The organism is Salipiger sp. IMCC34102, from assembly GCF_004145405.1.
Lineage (GTDB): Bacteria > Pseudomonadota > Alphaproteobacteria > Rhodobacterales > Rhodobacteraceae > Loktanella.
Genome location: NZ_SELQ01000001.1, coordinates 1 through 15,432, shown reverse-complemented (window position 1 = coordinate 15,432; position 15,432 = coordinate 1). Strand labels below are relative to the sequence as shown.

At 66.8% G+C, this 15,432-nt stretch carries 12 protein-coding genes; 7 read left to right on the top strand and 5 right to left on the bottom strand.

What is annotated here, in order from left to right; all coding sequences use genetic code 11:
* Positions 1-50 precede the first annotated feature (50 nt).
* On the bottom strand, positions 51-833 hold the full coding sequence (locus EU805_RS00060) for a GGDEF domain-containing protein (RefSeq protein WP_129761906.1): 783 nt from the start codon (positions 831-833) through the stop codon (positions 51-53).
* Between the two features lie 115 nt (positions 834-948).
* Entirely contained in the window at positions 949-1,869 is a 921-nt protein-coding gene (locus tag EU805_RS00055) for a manganese-dependent inorganic pyrophosphatase (protein ID WP_129761905.1), read from the bottom strand.
* Between the two features lie 72 nt (positions 1,870-1,941).
* Between EU805_RS00055 and EU805_RS00050 the strand changes: the two genes are divergently transcribed.
* The gene (locus EU805_RS00050; RefSeq protein ID WP_129761904.1) at positions 1,942-2,592 is read left to right on the top strand and encodes a DUF2161 domain-containing phosphodiesterase; all 651 of its coding nucleotides are present in this window, start codon (positions 1,942-1,944) and stop codon (positions 2,590-2,592) included.
* A 3-nt stretch (positions 2,593-2,595) separates the two neighbouring features.
* On the opposite strand, the gene EU805_RS00045 is transcribed toward EU805_RS00050, so the two are convergent.
* Complete coding sequence (locus EU805_RS00045; RefSeq protein ID WP_129761903.1) at positions 2,596-2,880, bottom strand: hypothetical protein; 285 nt, start codon at positions 2,878-2,880, stop codon at positions 2,596-2,598.
* 721 nt (positions 2,881-3,601) lie between these two features.
* On the opposite strand from EU805_RS00045, the gene EU805_RS00040 reads away from it, so the two are divergent.
* From EU805_RS00040 to EU805_RS00020, 5 genes are all read left to right on the top strand, one after another.
* Positions 3,602-4,369, top strand: coding sequence for an SDR family NAD(P)-dependent oxidoreductase (locus tag EU805_RS00040; protein WP_129761902.1), 768 nt, complete (start codon positions 3,602-3,604; stop codon positions 4,367-4,369).
* Between the two features lie 23 nt (positions 4,370-4,392).
* Entirely contained in the window at positions 4,393-6,198 is a 1,806-nt protein-coding gene (locus tag EU805_RS00035; protein WP_129761901.1) for a feruloyl-CoA synthase, read from the top strand.
* Positions 6,199-6,339: 141 nt separating this feature from the next.
* Positions 6,340-7,224: an amidohydrolase family protein gene (locus EU805_RS00030; protein ID WP_129761900.1), complete on the top strand. Its 885-nt coding sequence runs from the start codon at positions 6,340-6,342 to the stop codon at positions 7,222-7,224.
* A 48-nt stretch (positions 7,225-7,272) separates the two neighbouring features.
* Positions 7,273-8,913 (top strand): tannase/feruloyl esterase family alpha/beta hydrolase, encoded by a 1,641-nt coding sequence (locus tag EU805_RS00025; protein ID WP_129761899.1) that lies wholly within the window; start codon positions 7,273-7,275, stop codon positions 8,911-8,913.
* 53 nt (positions 8,914-8,966) lie between these two features.
* Entirely contained in the window at positions 8,967-10,145 is a 1,179-nt protein-coding gene (locus EU805_RS00020; protein WP_129761898.1) for a cytochrome P450, read from the top strand.
* Positions 10,146-10,242: 97 nt separating this feature from the next.
* Here the strand turns inward: EU805_RS00020 and EU805_RS00015 are convergent, their stop codons facing one another.
* Together EU805_RS00015 and EU805_RS00010 are read right to left on the bottom strand one after the other, a co-directional pair.
* Positions 10,243-13,383 (bottom strand): efflux RND transporter permease subunit, encoded by a 3,141-nt coding sequence (locus EU805_RS00015; protein WP_129761897.1) that lies wholly within the window; start codon positions 13,381-13,383, stop codon positions 10,243-10,245.
* Positions 13,380-14,564 carry an efflux RND transporter periplasmic adaptor subunit gene (locus EU805_RS00010; protein ID WP_129761896.1) on the bottom strand — a complete coding sequence of 395 codons (1,185 nt, stop codon included), beginning with the start codon at positions 14,562-14,564 and terminating at the stop codon, positions 13,380-13,382. Before EU805_RS00010 ends, EU805_RS00015 begins: the two co-directional genes overlap by 4 nt.
* Positions 14,565-15,306: 742 nt before the next feature.
* Between EU805_RS00010 and EU805_RS00005 the strand changes: the two genes are divergently transcribed.
* A partial coding sequence (locus EU805_RS00005) for an ACT domain-containing protein (protein WP_129761895.1) occupies positions 15,307-15,432 on the top strand: 126 nt, incomplete at its 3' end.

Below are 15,432 nucleotides of genomic sequence, written 5' to 3'. Positions count from 1 at the left end.
GGGTCGTCCCGATATGCAGGTTCGCGGGCGGAATGGAAAGGCGGGGGCGATCAGGCGAAACCGAGCCTCGGCGCGAGGGTCCGGCAGGCGAGTTCGGTCCGGTTCCTCCCCCGTTCCTTCGCGCGGTAGAGCGCTTCGTCGGCCCGGCTCAGGGCGGTTCCGATATCCTCGAACGGGTCGACGGCGGTCAGACCGATGCTGACCGTGACCTTGACCGGCCCGGCGGAGGTCACGATGGGCGTCTCGCTCAGCGAGGTGCAAATGCGGTTGCTGATCTGCAGGGCCTCCTCCGGTGCGGCATCGACCAGAAGAACCGCGAACTCCTCTCCGCCGAAGCGGCAGAGCAGATCTTCGCCGCGGATCTGCAGCCTGGCACTGTCCGCGACACCGCGCAGGACCTGATCGCCGACCAGGTGCCCGTGGGTGTCGTTGATCCGCTTGAAGTGATCCACATCGATCATGACGATGGCACGGCGGTCCGTGTTGCTGTTGAACCGCTCGTACAGTATCTGGCGCGTCTTCGCCCGTGTCAGGGGGTCGTGCGCCAAGGCCTCGCGCAGGCGGCGCGTCAGATCCTCGTTCGCGATCTCGCGGTGGACGGTCAGGAAACAGACCGGGATCGCCACGACGAGGGGGACCAGGACCAGCAGGGGCAAGAGTTGCAATAGCTTGTCCCAGCCGCTGAAGAGGCCCAGCGCGAGAGAGGACGCGCCCGTGGCGTAGGCGCTGACCAGCAGGAGATAGGCGATCTTGCGCCGGATCGACGTCCCGAACAGATCACGCAGGGCGATCGGGGACTGCTTCTCGCGCATCAAGGCCATTCTGTTCGGCATGCGCCCTTCTAACGGGCGCCGTCCTATCAAATCGTTAACGCGATCCCGAGGCCAGGGCTGAAACGAAAAGGCCCCGCCGCGGGGGCAGGGCCGTCGTGCACCGATCGGGGCCGGATCAGGCCGTCTTGAGGTTCGGGATGATCTGCTTCTTGCGGCTCATCACGCCGGGCAGGACGACGGTGTCGCCCGTGGGCGCGGCGCCGAAGCTGGCGCGGGCGATGGTCTTGCTGAGGTCGTTGGGCAGAAGCATCGTCGCCTCTTCGCGCAGGATGTCCACGACGAAAAGCAACACCTGATCGACGCCGTCTTCCTTGGCGACCGCGGGCATCGCGGCCATGAGCGCGTCCTTGCGGTCCAGCACGGCCTTGGGCGACGTCGTCTCGAGCACGCTGACGCGGAACTTGGTGCCGTCGAGCTCGTATTCCTTGGAATCCAGCCGCAGCAGCTCGGCGTCCGTGAATTCGCTGACATCGGACTTGGCGGCGAACATCTCGTCGGCGTAGTCCGCCATGTCGATGCCCAGGTCCGCGGCAAGGCTCTCCGCCAAGGCCCGGTCGGCGTCGGTGGTCGTCGGCGAGCGGAAGTGCAGCGTGTCGGACAGGATGCAGGACAGAGTCAGGCCCTTCACCCCCTCGGGCATGTCGGCGGCCTTGTCGCCCATCAGCTGGTGCATGATGGTGGCGGTGCAGGCAAGCGGGCGGATGGTGATGTCGATGGGCGCCCGGGTCTTGATTCCGCCGACCAGCAGGTGGTGGTCGATGATGCCTTGAACCTCGGCGTCGTTGATCGAGTCCGGCAGCTCTGCGGGGTTGTTCGTGTCGACGATGATGCAGGGCTGGCCTTCGGTCACGTCCTTGATGACGTCGGGCTGGGCAAAGCCCCAGCGATCGATGACGAAGGCCGCCTCGGAGTTGGGGGTGCCGAGCAGGACCGCCTTGGCATCGACGCCCGCATCCTTGAGGAACCATTCCCAGATCAGGGGCGATCCGGTGGAATCGGTGTCGGGGGACTTGTGGCCGAATATCAGGGTGGTCATGGTGGGTGCCTCGCGCAACGGTGATGTCGCGGCCTTATAGGCGTGCAGTGCCATGGTGTCACGGGGGGCCGGTTGGCAAAGGAAAGCGATCTCTATCCGCCGCTGAAATCCTATTTCGAAGGTTTGGGCTTCGAGGTGAAGGGCGAGGTCGGCCCGGCGGACCTGGTCGCCTGGCGCGGGGAGGAGGTCGTGGTCGTCGAGTTGAAGCTGGGGTTCTCGCTCACCCTGTTTCACCAGGCGATGGACCGGTTGGCCTTGACGGACGACGTCTATGTCGCCGTTCCGGCCGGCGGGCGCGCAAAGGCCTTCGCCGCCAACGTGAAACTGGCGCGCAGGCTGGGGCTGGGCGTGATCTCGGTCCGGACGCGCGACGGTTTCATTGAGGTGCACGCCGACCCGGGCGGCTACGTGCCCCGCAAGAGTCCCAGGAAGATCAAGCGACTGGCGAAAGCCTTCGACCGGTTGCGCGGCGATCCGAATGCGGGCGGTGCGACGCGGCACGGGCTGGTCACGGGCTACCGCCAGGACGCACTGACCTGTGCGCGGTTCCTGGCGGTGCACGGCGCGGCGAGCGGTGCGCGAATCAAGGCCTGGGCGGAGGTGCCGGACGCGACCGCCATCATGGCCGCGAACCACTACGGCTGGTTCACGCGCCTGTCACGCGGGATCTACGACCTCACCCCCGAAGGACGCCGCGCCTTGGCCGACTGGGGCACGGACTAGCGATCACGCGAGGTCCTGGCGAGGCGGGTGAGGTGCGATCATGCGCCGTCCTGCACGGATCAGAAGCAATCCCAGCCGGGCCCGCACCCCGCGCGGCGGCGGCACGAGCCAGACGATCCGCGCGGGATCGGGCCGGAGGGTCGGCACGGCGGCCGCGAACGGTACGGGTGGCCAGTTGGCCGACACGGGACGCAGGTCCAGCCGCGCGGGAGCGCTGCGGCGGGGCGGGGTGGGGGCGTGGCTGGGCGCGCCGACGCGATGGTCGACGATATAGAACGGGGGATGCATGGAATGGCCTATGGCGTGTCGAACGAAAAGAAGGGGGTGCGCGGTCGGACCGCGCGTCATGCACGGTCACCAGTTGGTGAGGTTGAATCCTGAGTGCATGACATTTCCTTTCGAATCGCCCGAAGGCCACTAGTCCGAAGACATGGGCGGAGGCTTACGCCAGCCCCTCGAGCGCTCCAAAGTCTTTTCCTCACGCAGTGGGTCAACGGGGCGAGAGTGTTGCTCTCACGCGACGGTATCTCCCGCGCGGCAGGAGTCGTTGGGAAAAGCGTTTCGCAGGGACGCGACCAAGTGGTGAACGAAAGAAAGGAGCGGCCGGTGAAGCGGCGGCCTGACCACAACCATCCCCGCGCGGACAATCTGCCGCGCGACCGGGTCTGCCGGGTTGGCTCATTCGGGCGGCCTTCGATTTGCAAAAGCCGCCCGTCCGTCGCGTCGCCCGGCCATTGGCGCCGCCGCTACCCGAAGACGGCGCTGTTCCCGAGGCCGCGTCATGCGCGCTCCTTCGCCGCTGCCGTCGATAATCGTTTACGAAGTTAACAGTTTCGCGTATAGGTACTCCGAACATGGGGGAGGACCGCATGACATTCCCGATCGATTCCGCGAAGGGCGAATTACGGACCCCTCGTCCGTCTGGCCTCGTGTGTCGCGGGACGGGCCGGGTGTGCCTGCGCCGTCCGTCGGTCCTCCGGAACGCCGACTGAAACACCAAGGAGCAGCTATGCAGGACTGGACCGGATACGGCGCGATCGTCACGGGCGGGGCTTCTGGCCTTGGGGCGGCAACCGCCGAAGCCTTGGCCCAGGCGGGGCTGAAGGTGACCATTTTCGACCGCAACACCGCAGCGGGCGAAGCACAGGCGAGCAGGATCGGTGCGACCTTCGTCGAGGTGGACGTCTCCGACCCGGCCTCGGTCACCGCGGGAATCGAATTGGCGGAGGCCCTGAACGGCGCGCCCCGCGTTCTGGTGAACTGTGCGGGCATCGGTGGGGCGGCGAAGACCGTCTCTCGCGGTGCGCCCCACGATGCGGCGGCCTTCGAGCGGGTGCTGCGGGTCAACCTGATGGGCACGTTCAACTGCGCCTCCCAAGTGGCGGCCCGGATGGTGGCCGCCGATCCCGTGGACGATGACGGCGCGCGGGGCGTGATCGTGAACACCGCCTCGGTCGCGGCCTTCGACGGCCAGATCGGGCAGGTGGCCTATTCCGCCTCGAAGGGCGGGATCGTGGGGATGACCTTGCCGATGGCACGCGACTTGGCGGACAAGGGGATCCGGGTCTGCACCCTGGCCCCGGGGCTGTTCCTGACGCCGCTGATGGATGAACTGCCCGATGACGTGCAGACCGCGCTTGGCGCGCAGGTGCCGTTCCCGTCCCGCCTCGGCGCGCCGCAGGAGTACGCCGACACCGTCCTGCACATCACGCGCAACGCGATGCTCAATGGCGAGGTGATCCGGCTGGACGGTGCCATCCGCATGGCGCCGCGCTAGGGCACCACGGGGGAGGAGACGTAATGACGACGATCGCGAATACACCAAGGCGCACCGAGGCGCCCGCGTTTTGGGAACCCACATTCGACTACGAGCACCGCGCGGACGGCACCGTCCTGATGCGGCAGACCGGCGATCTGCCGGATCATCTGCCGACGCTGGCCGACTCGCTCGACCACTGGGCGGAGTGCGCGCTCGACCGGATCTGGCTGGCGCGCCGGGGCGATGACGGCGCATGGCAGCGTATCACCTACGCGCAAGGCCGCGACAGTGCCCGACGGCTCGGGGCGGCCCTGCTGGGCATGGGGCTGGGGGCGGAGCGTCCCTTGCTGGTGCTGTCCGGCAACTCGCTGGAGCACGCGCTGCTGGGGGCCGCCTGCTTCTACACCGGCATTCCCTACGCCCCGGTGTCGCCGGCCTATTCGCTGGTCTCGCAGGATCATGCCAAGCTGCGCGATATCGCGGCGACGTTGCAGCCCGGCGCGCTCTTCGTCGAGAACGCGGATGACTTCGCCCCCGCGCTTGCCGCCATCGCCGACGCGGAACGGCAGGTCATCGCGCTCGATCCCGCGGGCACCGACGCCCTGCGCTACGACGCCTTGCTCGACACCGATCCTGCCCTCGCCGACGCCGCCCGCGCCGATGTCTCCCCCGATACGGTGGTCAAGTATCTCTTCACCTCCGGCTCGACCGGCGCGCCCAAGGCGGTGATCAACACCAACCGCATGATCTGCACGATGCAGGCGATGGTCCGCGACTGTTACCGCTTCCTTGAGGACACGCCGCCCGTGGTGCTGGACTGGGCGCCGTGGAACCATACGGCGGCGGGCAACAAGGTGTTCTTCCTGGTGATGACCAACGGCGGCACCTACTACATCGACGACGGCAAGCCCGCGCGCGGCAAGATGGAGGAGACGCTGCGCAACCTGTCCGAGATCTCGTGCACGTGGTATTTCAATGTGCCCGTAGGCTGGGACCTGCTGGTCGATGCGCTCGAAGACGACCCCGCGTTGGCGGAAACCTTCTTCGCGCGCCTGTCGATGATGTTCTACGCGGGGGCGGGGATGGCGCAGCACACCTGGGACCGGCTGCGGACCATCGCGCGGCGGACCACGGGGCGCGAGGTGCTGCTGTCCTCCAGCCTCGGCGCGACCGAGACCGCGCCCTTTGCGCTCGCCTGCACCGACCACCAGGAGAAATCCGGCAACGTGGGCGTGCCCGCCAAGGGATTGACGATGAAGCTGGTCCCCAACGGCGGCAAGCTGGAACTGCGCCTGAAGGGGCCCACGATCACGCCGGGCTACTATGGCGATCCGGCAAAGACCGCCGAGGCCTTCGACGAGGAAGGCTTCTACTGCATGGGCGATGCCCTGCGGCCCGCGGACCCGGAGGATTTCTCCAAGGGGTTCTTCTTCGACGGGCGGGTGGCCGAGAACTTCAAGTTGAACACCGGCACGTGGGTCGCCGTTGGATCGGTCCGCGCGTCCCTGGTGGACGCCATGGGCGGGCTCGTCCGCGACGCCGTGATCGTGGGCGAGAACGAGGCCGAGCTGGGCGCCTTGCTTCTGCTCTCCGACACGGCGGCGGCGATGGACGACGCGGCGCGCGATGCGGCCTTGCGGGCCGCGCTGGGCGAGGCGGCTGGCCGGGCCACGGGGTCGGCCACGCGGATCCGCCGGGCGGCCGTGCTTCACGACGATCCCGTCTTCGACAAGGGAGAGGTGACCGAGAAAGGCTCGCTGAACCAGCGCGCGCTGCGGGCCAACCGGGCCGAGGCGATCGCGGATCTCTACGCCGGGCGCGGCAGCGTCCTGACGCCCGCCCGCTAGGGGCGGACCCATTCACGCCGGGGCCGGACCGTTTGAGCGTCTCGGCCCCGGGCCCCGCCGCCGGTTCTGGCCGGCGGCACCGACACTTGAATACGTGCGTCGCATCAGGGACCCGGTGTGGCGCGAAAAGGAGCACATGTCATGGTCGACTTCGCAAAGGTCAAAGCCATCGATTTCCACACCCACGCGGAAGAGCCGTGCCAGCACCCGCGCGACGACGGTTACGACGAGTTCCAGGAAGGCATGGCGGCCTACTTCAAGAACCCCGCCGGCGCCGACGGCATGCTGCCCACCGTGCAAGAGACGGCTGCCTACTACCGCGAGCGCAACATTGCCGCCGTGATCTTTCCCGTCGATGCGGAGCGCAACACGGGCTTTCGCCGCTACTCCAACGAGGACGTGGCCAAGCTGTGCGCGGAAAACGACGACATCCTGATCCCCTTCGCCTCGATCGACCCGCACAAGGGCCGCGCGGGCGCGCGCGAGGTCCGGCGCCTGGTGCGCGACTTCGGCGTGCGCGGATTCAAGTTCCACCCCACGATGCAGGGCTTCTATCCCAACGACCGCGAGACGGCCTACGCAGTGCTGGAAGCCTGCGCCGAGGAGGGCGTCATCACCCTGTTCCACACCGGGCAGACCGGGGTCGGCTCGGGGATGCGTGGCGGCATGGGCATGCGGCTGAAGTATTCGAACCCGATGCATCTCGACGACGTGGCCGTCGATTTCCCGGACATGCCGATCATCCTTGCACACCCCAGCTTTCCCTGGACCGAGGAAGGTCTTGCCGTGGCCCAGCACAAGCCCAACGTCTATTTCGACATGTCCGGCTGGTCGCCGAAGTACTTCCCCGAGATCTTCATCAAGTACGCCAACTCGATTCTGAAGAAGAAGATGCTGTTCGGGTCGGACTGGCCCGCGATCACGCCGGACCGCTGGCTGGCGGACTTCGAAAACGCCCCGTTCAAGGACGAGGTGCGACCGCTCATCCTGAAGGAGAACGCCCTGCGGCTGCTGGGCGAGGCCTGACACCACGACCCGAAGAGGGGTCGACCATGAAAACCGGGAGGACATGACATGAGACCGATCACATTGGGCCTGACGGCCTGCCTGCTGGGCACCGCCGCTCAGGCGCAGATGGCCTGCGAGGATGCAACGACCGAAGCCCTGGGGCTGTCGGACGCACGGGTTACCTCTGCCGAGGCGGTTCCGGCGGGTGAAGGGTCGCCGGCCCATTGCCTCGTGAACGGGGTGATGGCGGAACGGACCGGCATGGACGGGCGCGATTACGCACTGCGCTTTGCGCTGGCCTTGCCCGACGATTGGAACGGACGCTTCGTCCACCAGTTCAACGGCGGCAGCGACGGCGAGGTGAAGGCCCCCACCGGCGCCATGGGATCGGGCACCGGTGAGACGACGCCGCTGGAGCGTGGCTATGCGGTGGTTTCCTCCGACGCGGGCCACGACGGCGCGGCGGTCGATGACGCGGGCCTTGCGGGCGGTACCCGCTTCGGTTTCGATTTCGAGGCGCGGCGCATGTACGGCTACGGCGCGGTGGAGACACTGGATCCGGTGGCCCGCGACATGATCGAGGCATTCTACGCTGCACCGATCGAATACGCCTACGGCGTCGGCTGCTCCAACGGAGGGCGGCACGCGATGGTCGCCGCTTCGCGCATGCCCGAGGCCTTCGACGGCATCCTCGCCACGGCCCCGGGATACCTGCTGCCGAAAGCGGCCCTCCAGCACGCGGTCGACGTGCAGGCCCTGTCGGCACCCACCGGCGATCTGGCATCCTCGTTCCCGGCCGAGGATCTGGCCCTGGTGGCGACGGGCGTTCGCGCGGCCTGTGACGCGCTCGACGGGCTCGAAGACGGGATGGTGCAGGACGTCGAAGCCTGTCAGTCCGCCTTCGACATCGGCGCGCTGCAGTGCACGGATGGTCAGAACGACGACTGCCTGTCGGAGGCGCAGGTCACGGCGCTGAGCCAGAGCGTCGCGGGATCGCTCGACGGCAGCGATCCGGTCTACAGCGACTGGTACTGGGACACCGGGATCGAAAGCGGCAACTGGCGCTTCTGGAAGCTCGAAAGCCAGATCCCGCCCTGGGGCAACTTGCCGCTGATCGCGGTGATGGGTTCGGCCTCGCTCGCGCAGGTCTTCACGACGCCGCCGACGCAAGTGGCAGGCGACCCCGACAGCCTGCTGGCCTTCGTGTCCGACTTCGATTTGTCCGCGCGGGCCGACGCGATCGACGCCACCACGGAGGACTTTCCCGAAAGCGCGATGGAAGTCATGACACCGCCCGGTTGGGATGACCCCCAGTTGGCCGGACTGCGGGACGCGGGCGGCAAGCTGATCGTCGCGCATGGCACGTCCGACCCGGTTTTCTCCGCTCGCGACACCGCGGACTGGTATCAGAAACTCGACGCCAACAATGGCGACAACGCCGAGGATTTCGCGCTATACTATCCCGTGCCCGGGATGGCGCATTGTTCCGGCGGTCCGACGCTCGACGGCTATGACCTCTTTGCCGAACTGGTGGACTGGGTCGAGAACGACAGTGCGCCCGAAGCGGTGACCGTGGCCGCACGGCCCGGCAACGACGAAACGCCAGCCGAGCTTGCAGGGGCCACGCGACCGCTTTGCCCCGCCCCCACGGTGGCACGCTACACCGGGGAAGACCCGCAATCGGCGGACAGCTTCACCTGCGAATGACACCTACGTCGCGGGGGGCCGCCCGGCCCCCCTTTCGATACCCAGGAGATCCCATGGCAGACCTCGCCCCGATCAACGACCACATCACCCTCGACCAGCTGGATGTGGATCCCTTCCCGATCTACCGCCGGCTGCGGGCCGAAAGCCCCGTTGTCCGCGTCACCTCCGTCGGCCGCACGCTGCTGACGAAAGCGGCGGACACGAAGTACGTGAAGGACAACCCAGAGCTTTTCAGCTCGGACGATCCCAATACGCCGATGAAGCGTGCCTTCTGGGCGCATACGCTCATGCGCAAGGACGGCGAGGCGCACAAGCGTGAGCGCATGGCGATGGCGCCCGCCTTCGCCCCCAAGGTCATCACGAACGAATGGATGCCGCGCTACGCCAAGATCGCCGAGGAATACGTGGCGCGCCTTCCGAAGGGCGAGGTGGTCGACCTCTTTCACATTCTGTCGGGCGCCTATGCCTCACGCGGGCTGGCGATCCTTCTGGGGATGGAAGAGGCCTCTGACGAGGACATGATGGAATGGTCCCAGGCCCTGATCGAAGGGGCAGGCAACTTCGGCTGGCGCGACGCGCCCTTCGAGCGGGCCGACAGGGCCAACGAAGGCATTCACGCCCTGCTGGACCGGATCCGCGACCGCCATCGGGCCGACCCGAATCCGTCTGCCTTCTCGGTCATGCTGAATGCGGAGGATCCCATCCCCGACGAACAGATCTACTCCAACATCAAGATCGCGATCGGGGGCGGCATCAACGAACCGCGCGACGCGCTCAACACCACGCTCTACGGCTTGCTCACGAACCCCGATCAGCTGGAGGAGGTCAAACGCAACGACGACTGGGTGAAGGCCTTCGAGGAAGGGGTGCGCTGGGTCGCGCCGATCTCGGCCTCCTCGCGGCTCGTGACCGAGGACACCGAGATCGGCGGCTTCGCCATTCCCAAGGGCGATACGGTGATGACGATCCAGGCCAGTTCGAACCGCGACGAGGATGTCGTGAAGAACGGCGAGGTCTTCGACGTCTACCGTGACGACTGCAATCACCAGTCCTTCGGCAACGGGCCGCACTTCTGCCAGGGGACCCATGTGGCGCGCCGTGCGGTGGGGCACATCATGTTGCCCGCCCTGTTCGACCGGTTCCCGAACATGACGATCCCAGACACCGACGCCGTGATCTGGCGCGGCTTCGGTTTCCGCGGCCCGATCGAGATTCCGGTCCTGCTGCAGTAGATCCCGCCGCGCACGGCACCACGAAAGAAGGGCCGACACGCAAGTGTCGGCCCTTTTGCCATTCCCGAAACCGCAGCCTGTGTGGCGGGCCGTCGCCTCAGGCGGGTTGCGATCCTTCCGACACGGCCGGCGCCGTCGGCTGCCCCCGGGTCGTGCGCTTTTCGCGCAGGAGCAGCATCGCGGGGGTGACGATCAGGGTCAGGATCGTCGCCACGATCAGCCCGCCCGCGATGGCGCTCGACAGTTCCGTCCAGTACTGCGTGGAGGGCGCGCCGTAGACGATGTTGCGGTTGAAGAAGTCGATGTTCAGCCCGATCACCATCGGCAAAAGCCCCAGTGCGGTCGTGACCGAGGTCAGAACGACGGGCCGCAGGCGCTGCGCGCCGGTGCGCAGGGCGGCTTCCAAGGGCGATTGGCCGGTCTTGCGCAGATCGTTGTAGGTGTCGATCAGAACGATGTTGTTGTTCACGACGATCCCCGCCAGCGCGATCACGCCCACGCCCCCCATGACAACGCCGAAGGGACGGCCCGTGACCACAAGCCCCAGCAGCACGCCCGCGACCGAAAAGACGATCGCGCTCATCACCACCAGCGACTGGTAGAAGCTGTTGAACTGGATGAGCAGGATCACGAACATCAGTACGATGGCCGCGGCGAAGGCGCTGGCCAGGAAGACCATGGATTCCTGCTGATCCTCCGCCTCCCCGGCGAAGGTATAGGTGGAATCCTCCGGCAGGTCGGCGTTCGACAGGGCCGTATTCAGCTCCGCGATCAGGTCGTTGACCAGCAGGCCGGGGGCCACGTTCGCCTCGATCGTGGTGACGCGCTGCTCGTCGATGCGGCGGATCACACCGACCCGTTCCACCGGCGAGAAGGACACGAAGTTCGAAATCGGCACCAGGCCGCTGGAGGTCGGCACCCGCAGGTTGTTGAGCTGCGCCAACGACCGGTCGTCGGACGGGAAACGCACGCGCACGTCCAGCTCCCCGTCGGCGTCCGAGGGGCGGTAGTCGGTAACGGTGATCCCTTGCGTCAGAAGCTGGATCGCCTGGCCCAGAAGGCTGACGTCGGCGCCGAAGCGCGCGGCTTCGGCGCGGTCGACGGTGATCGCGACCTCGACTCCGGGCAGGGGGCGCGTGTCGGTGACGTCGGTGAAGCCGCCGATGCGCTCCATCTCTTCGAGCACCTGTTCGACCGCCTGGGTCTGCAACTCCGGCGTGCGGCCCGTGACCTGCAGGTTCAGCGGCTTGCCGGAGGTCGGCCCACCGCTTTCGGTCTGCACCTGCACGTCGATCCCGCCGATATCGGCCATCGTCTCGCGGATGTCCTCGCCGATGCTGGCGGCGGTCGGCCGCCGATCCCAGTCCACGAGGTCCAGCTGGATGGTGCCGATGACCTCTTCGTCGCCCTGGCCACCGCCGATGGAAGAGCGCGCATAGACGCTCGCGACACCCTCCTGGTCCAGCAGACGCTCCTCGACCCGGCGGACCAGCGCGTCGCGCTCGAAGATCGAGAGGTTGTCACGGGCGCGCACCTCGACCTGCATGAATTCGGGCTCGATCTCGGGGAAGAAGGAAATGCCGCGACCGAATTCGCCGTAGACCGCAAACCCGCCGAACAGCAGCGCCACCGCGAGGATGACGGTCGTGGCGGGGCGCAGAATGGCCTTCTCGAGCAGACGGACATAGACCCCCGTGAAGCCGCCGATGCGACGCGGATCGCCGGCTTCGGCCGCGTGAAGGGCCTTTTTTGCGCGCGCCGTCTGCGGTTGCCGCTTGCCGATCAACCCACCGATCACGGGGATGAAGATGAGCGCCATGAAAAGCGAGGCGAAGAGCGTCAGGATCACGGTGATCGGCAGGTATTTCATGAACTCGCCGATCAGGCCGGTCCAGAACAGCAACGGGAAGAACACGCTGAGCGTCGTCGCGGTCGAGGCGATAATCGGCCAGGCCATGCGCTTGGCGGCGTGCGCGTAGGCGGTCTTGGGATCGTCGCCTTCCTCGAGCCTGCGGTCGGCCAGTTCGACCGTGACGATCGCGCCGTCGACCAGCATGCCCACCACCAGGATCAACGAGAAGAGCACCACGATGTTCATCGTGAACCCCATCATCCAGATCGCCGTGACCCCGGCCAGGAAGGCCCCGGGGATCGACAGGCCGACGAGGATCGCCGACCGCGTGCCGAGTGCGAAGATGATGACGATCATCACGAGCATGATCGCCGCAATGACGTTGGATTCAAGGTCCGACAGCAGCGTCTTCACCTGCTCGCTCTGGTCCTGCAGGTAAGTCACGTTGACCGTTTCCGGCCAGTCCGCCCGCATCGCCTCGATGGTCGCCTGGGTCTCGGCCACCGTGTCGATGATGTTCGCGCCAGAACGCTTCTTGACCTCGAGCGCGAGGGCAGGTTGGCCGTCGATGCGCGCGAAGCCCGTGGGATCCTCGAACGAGCGGCGGACGGTGGCCACGTCCCCGAAGGTCACGACGGTTGAGCCGTTGACCTTGACCGGCATCGCCATCACGTCGTCGATGTCCTCGATCAGGCCCGGCACCTTGAGCGAGATGCGCCCGCCGCCGGTCTCGATGGCGCCGGCCGCGATCAGGCGGTTGTTGCGCTGCAACTGGTTGGTCAGCTCGTCGAAGGACAGGTTGTAGGTCTGGAAGACCGTGGGGTCAATCAGAACTTCGAGGAACTCGTCCCGCGCGCCGCCGATATCGACCTCCAGAACGCCCTGGAGGCCTTCGACCGCTTCCTGCACGTCGTCGGCTAGATCGTTGAGCGTGCGTTCCGGCACGGGGCCCGAGAGGATCGCGGTAATGATGGGAAAGAGGGCCGTGTTGATCTCCGTGACGGTCAGATCGTAGGCGTCGTCCGGCAGGTCGCCCTCGACGTTGTCGACGGCCTCGCGCACCTTGTCGAGCGCTTCGTCGATGTCACCGCCGGCGGCGAATTCAAGCTGGACGCTGGCAAAGCCCTCCGCCGATTCGCTCGACATCTTTTCCAGCCCCTCGATGGTGCCGAACTCGGCCTCCATCGGCTCCAGCAGCAGGCGTTCGGCGTCGGCGGGACTGATGCCGTCGATCCCGGTCGAGACGTAGACCAGCGGCAGGGGAACTTCCGGGTTGGCTTCCTTCGGGATCGAGATGTAGGCGATGGCTCCCAGCGCCAGGATCATCGACAGCGCCAGCACCATCACCCGGCTGCGCGAGAAGGCGGCGTCGATCAACCCGTTCATTGGTCGTCGTCCCCGGCCAGCTCCGATGCCGCGTCAGAGGCGACTTCCGCCAGCTCGGGTTCGGATTCGGAGGCGGTCTGAACGCGCACGCGCTCACCCTCTTGCACGAACCCCTGGCCGATCGTGATGATCGGGGCCGTCTCGGGCAGGCCGGTGGCCCAGACGCCGCTCAGCTCTGCCTTGACGATCTCGATGGGATAGAAGCGCACGATCTCGTCCTCGACCGTCTTCACGCCGATCTCGCCTTGCGGGTCGAGCGACACGATCGAGGGCGAGAGGAACTGAGCCTGCGCGGTGCCGGTCGGAATCACCACCTCGGCGGAGATACCGGCGGGAATCGCGCCGTCTTCGTTGGCGACCTCGATCTCGGCCAGGAAGGTCCGCGTCTCGGCGGCAGCGGAGGTGCCGACGAAGGTCACGGTGCCTTCACGGGTTTCGCCGGTGATGAACTGGACCTCGGCACTCTGGCCGGTCTCGATCCGGTTGAGAACCTGCTGCGGCACCTGGATGGCCACGGTCAGCGGACGGTTGTCGACGATGCGCCCGACCTCCTCACCGGCAGAGACGAAGCCGCCTTCGTCGAGCGACAGGGTTTCCACGCGCCCGCCGAAGGGCGCGACGATGTTGAGGTCGGCCAGCGCCTCGCGTGCGTTGGCGACCTGTGCCTGTGCCGTGGCCAGCGTCGCACGCGCGTCGGCCACCCGATCGGCGGTGCCCACGCCGCGGTCGAGCAGGGCCTGCGCGCTGTCGATCTCGCGTTGGGCGCGGGCCTGATCCTCTTCGGCGCGGGCGATGTCGGCCCGGGCGCGGGTGTCGGACAGGCGGGCCAGGACATCGCCGGTTTCGACGATAGCACCTTTCTCGATCAGGACTTCGGCGACATCCCCGGTGGCCGAGGCGCGCAGCGACGTGTCGCGGTCGGGTTGGGCCTGGCCTTCGGCCTGGAAGGTGAGGGTGACGTCCTCGGCCGTCACGGTCTGGACCACGACGGAGGCAGGCAGTGCCTCGGCGGTTTCGGTCGCTTCCGGTTCCGCCTCCGTCTCGGCGGGGGCCACGAAACCGCTGCCCATCCAGCCCACGATACCCACGAGGATGGCGGCGGCGATCCAGACCGATCGCGACGCCCCGCGGTCGGTTTCGAACGTCAGAGCACCCGGTGCCGCATCCTTCGTGTCAGTCATTTCGGGACCTTTTGAGACTTCTGCGCGGGCAAGATGCAGCCGCGGGGACTTAGCCTAGATGCCGATGCGCGGGGATTATTCAACCCTGTGACGCGCAATAACCGTACGTGCGCGCGGCTTTTGCACGTCTGAGGGGCCGGCGGAGGCGGATAGCTACAGCTTCGAGCAGCGAATGAGAAGGTAAAGCCCGGCCGTTCGCGTTCACGTCTTGCGACGCAAGGTGTCCTTCGAATCCCACCCACAGGAAGGGGTTTTCCGGGCCGCCGGGCCGCTACATGTCGTTTCTGCGAGGGTCTGTGTCGCCTGTCGTGCGCCCGAAAATCTGGGCGTGCTACCGTGCGGCTCGACGGCGTGACCAAAATCGCGCATGGAACGGTGCGAAAACGCGCAATGGTCGCGCGGGTCTGGGAGAGGATCGCATGCCTGATACGGGACATCTTGTCACGGGTGGCAACGGCGCGGCGTACGCGGCGGCGACTGCTGGCCGCCCGGGAATCCTGCTGAGTGCGCTGATGGAATACGGTTCCGTGCGGCGCGCTCGAGGATTACGCTACGCGCCCGGAGCGTCTGGTCCCCAGCGGTCGGCCCGTGTCGGTCGGTTTCCACTGCCGCTTCGATTCCTAATTCCCCGCTTTGAAGGCTGCTCTTTTGGCCGAAGCGATCGCTCTCCCCTCCCGTCGCGGGGATCCGCTTCACGCGTCCGACGTCCAAATCCATTTCCACCCCAGCAAGGCCCTCACCCATGAGCAAATTCGCCATTCGCGTCCAATGCCCCTCCCGTCGCGGGATCGTCGCCGCCATCGCCGTGTTCCTGGCCGACCAGGGCTGCAACATCACCGATGCCTCGCAGTTCGACGACCTGGAGACC

Coding starts and splice junctions, on each gene's coding strand:
- EU805_RS00015 (WP_129761897.1), bottom strand. CDS start 13,383: ATGAACGGGTTGATCGACGCCGCCTTCTCGCGCAGCCGGGTGATGGTG.
- EU805_RS00030 (WP_129761900.1), top strand. CDS start 6,340: ATGGTCGACTTCGCAAAGGTCAAAGCCATCGATTTCCACACCCACGCG.
- EU805_RS00060 (WP_129761906.1), bottom strand. CDS start 833: ATGCCGAACAGAATGGCCTTGATGCGCGAGAAGCAGTCCCCGATCGCC.
- EU805_RS00055 (WP_129761905.1), bottom strand. CDS start 1,869: ATGACCACCCTGATATTCGGCCACAAGTCCCCCGACACCGATTCCACC.
- EU805_RS00040 (WP_129761902.1), top strand. CDS start 3,602: ATGCAGGACTGGACCGGATACGGCGCGATCGTCACGGGCGGGGCTTCT.
- EU805_RS00035 (WP_129761901.1), top strand. CDS start 4,393: ATGACGACGATCGCGAATACACCAAGGCGCACCGAGGCGCCCGCGTTT.
- EU805_RS00025 (WP_129761899.1), top strand. CDS start 7,273: ATGAGACCGATCACATTGGGCCTGACGGCCTGCCTGCTGGGCACCGCC.
- EU805_RS00020 (WP_129761898.1), top strand. CDS start 8,967: ATGGCAGACCTCGCCCCGATCAACGACCACATCACCCTCGACCAGCTG.
- EU805_RS00010 (WP_129761896.1), bottom strand. CDS start 14,564: ATGACTGACACGAAGGATGCGGCACCGGGTGCTCTGACGTTCGAAACC.
- EU805_RS00045 (WP_129761903.1), bottom strand. CDS start 2,880: ATGCATCCCCCGTTCTATATCGTCGACCATCGCGTCGGCGCGCCCAGC.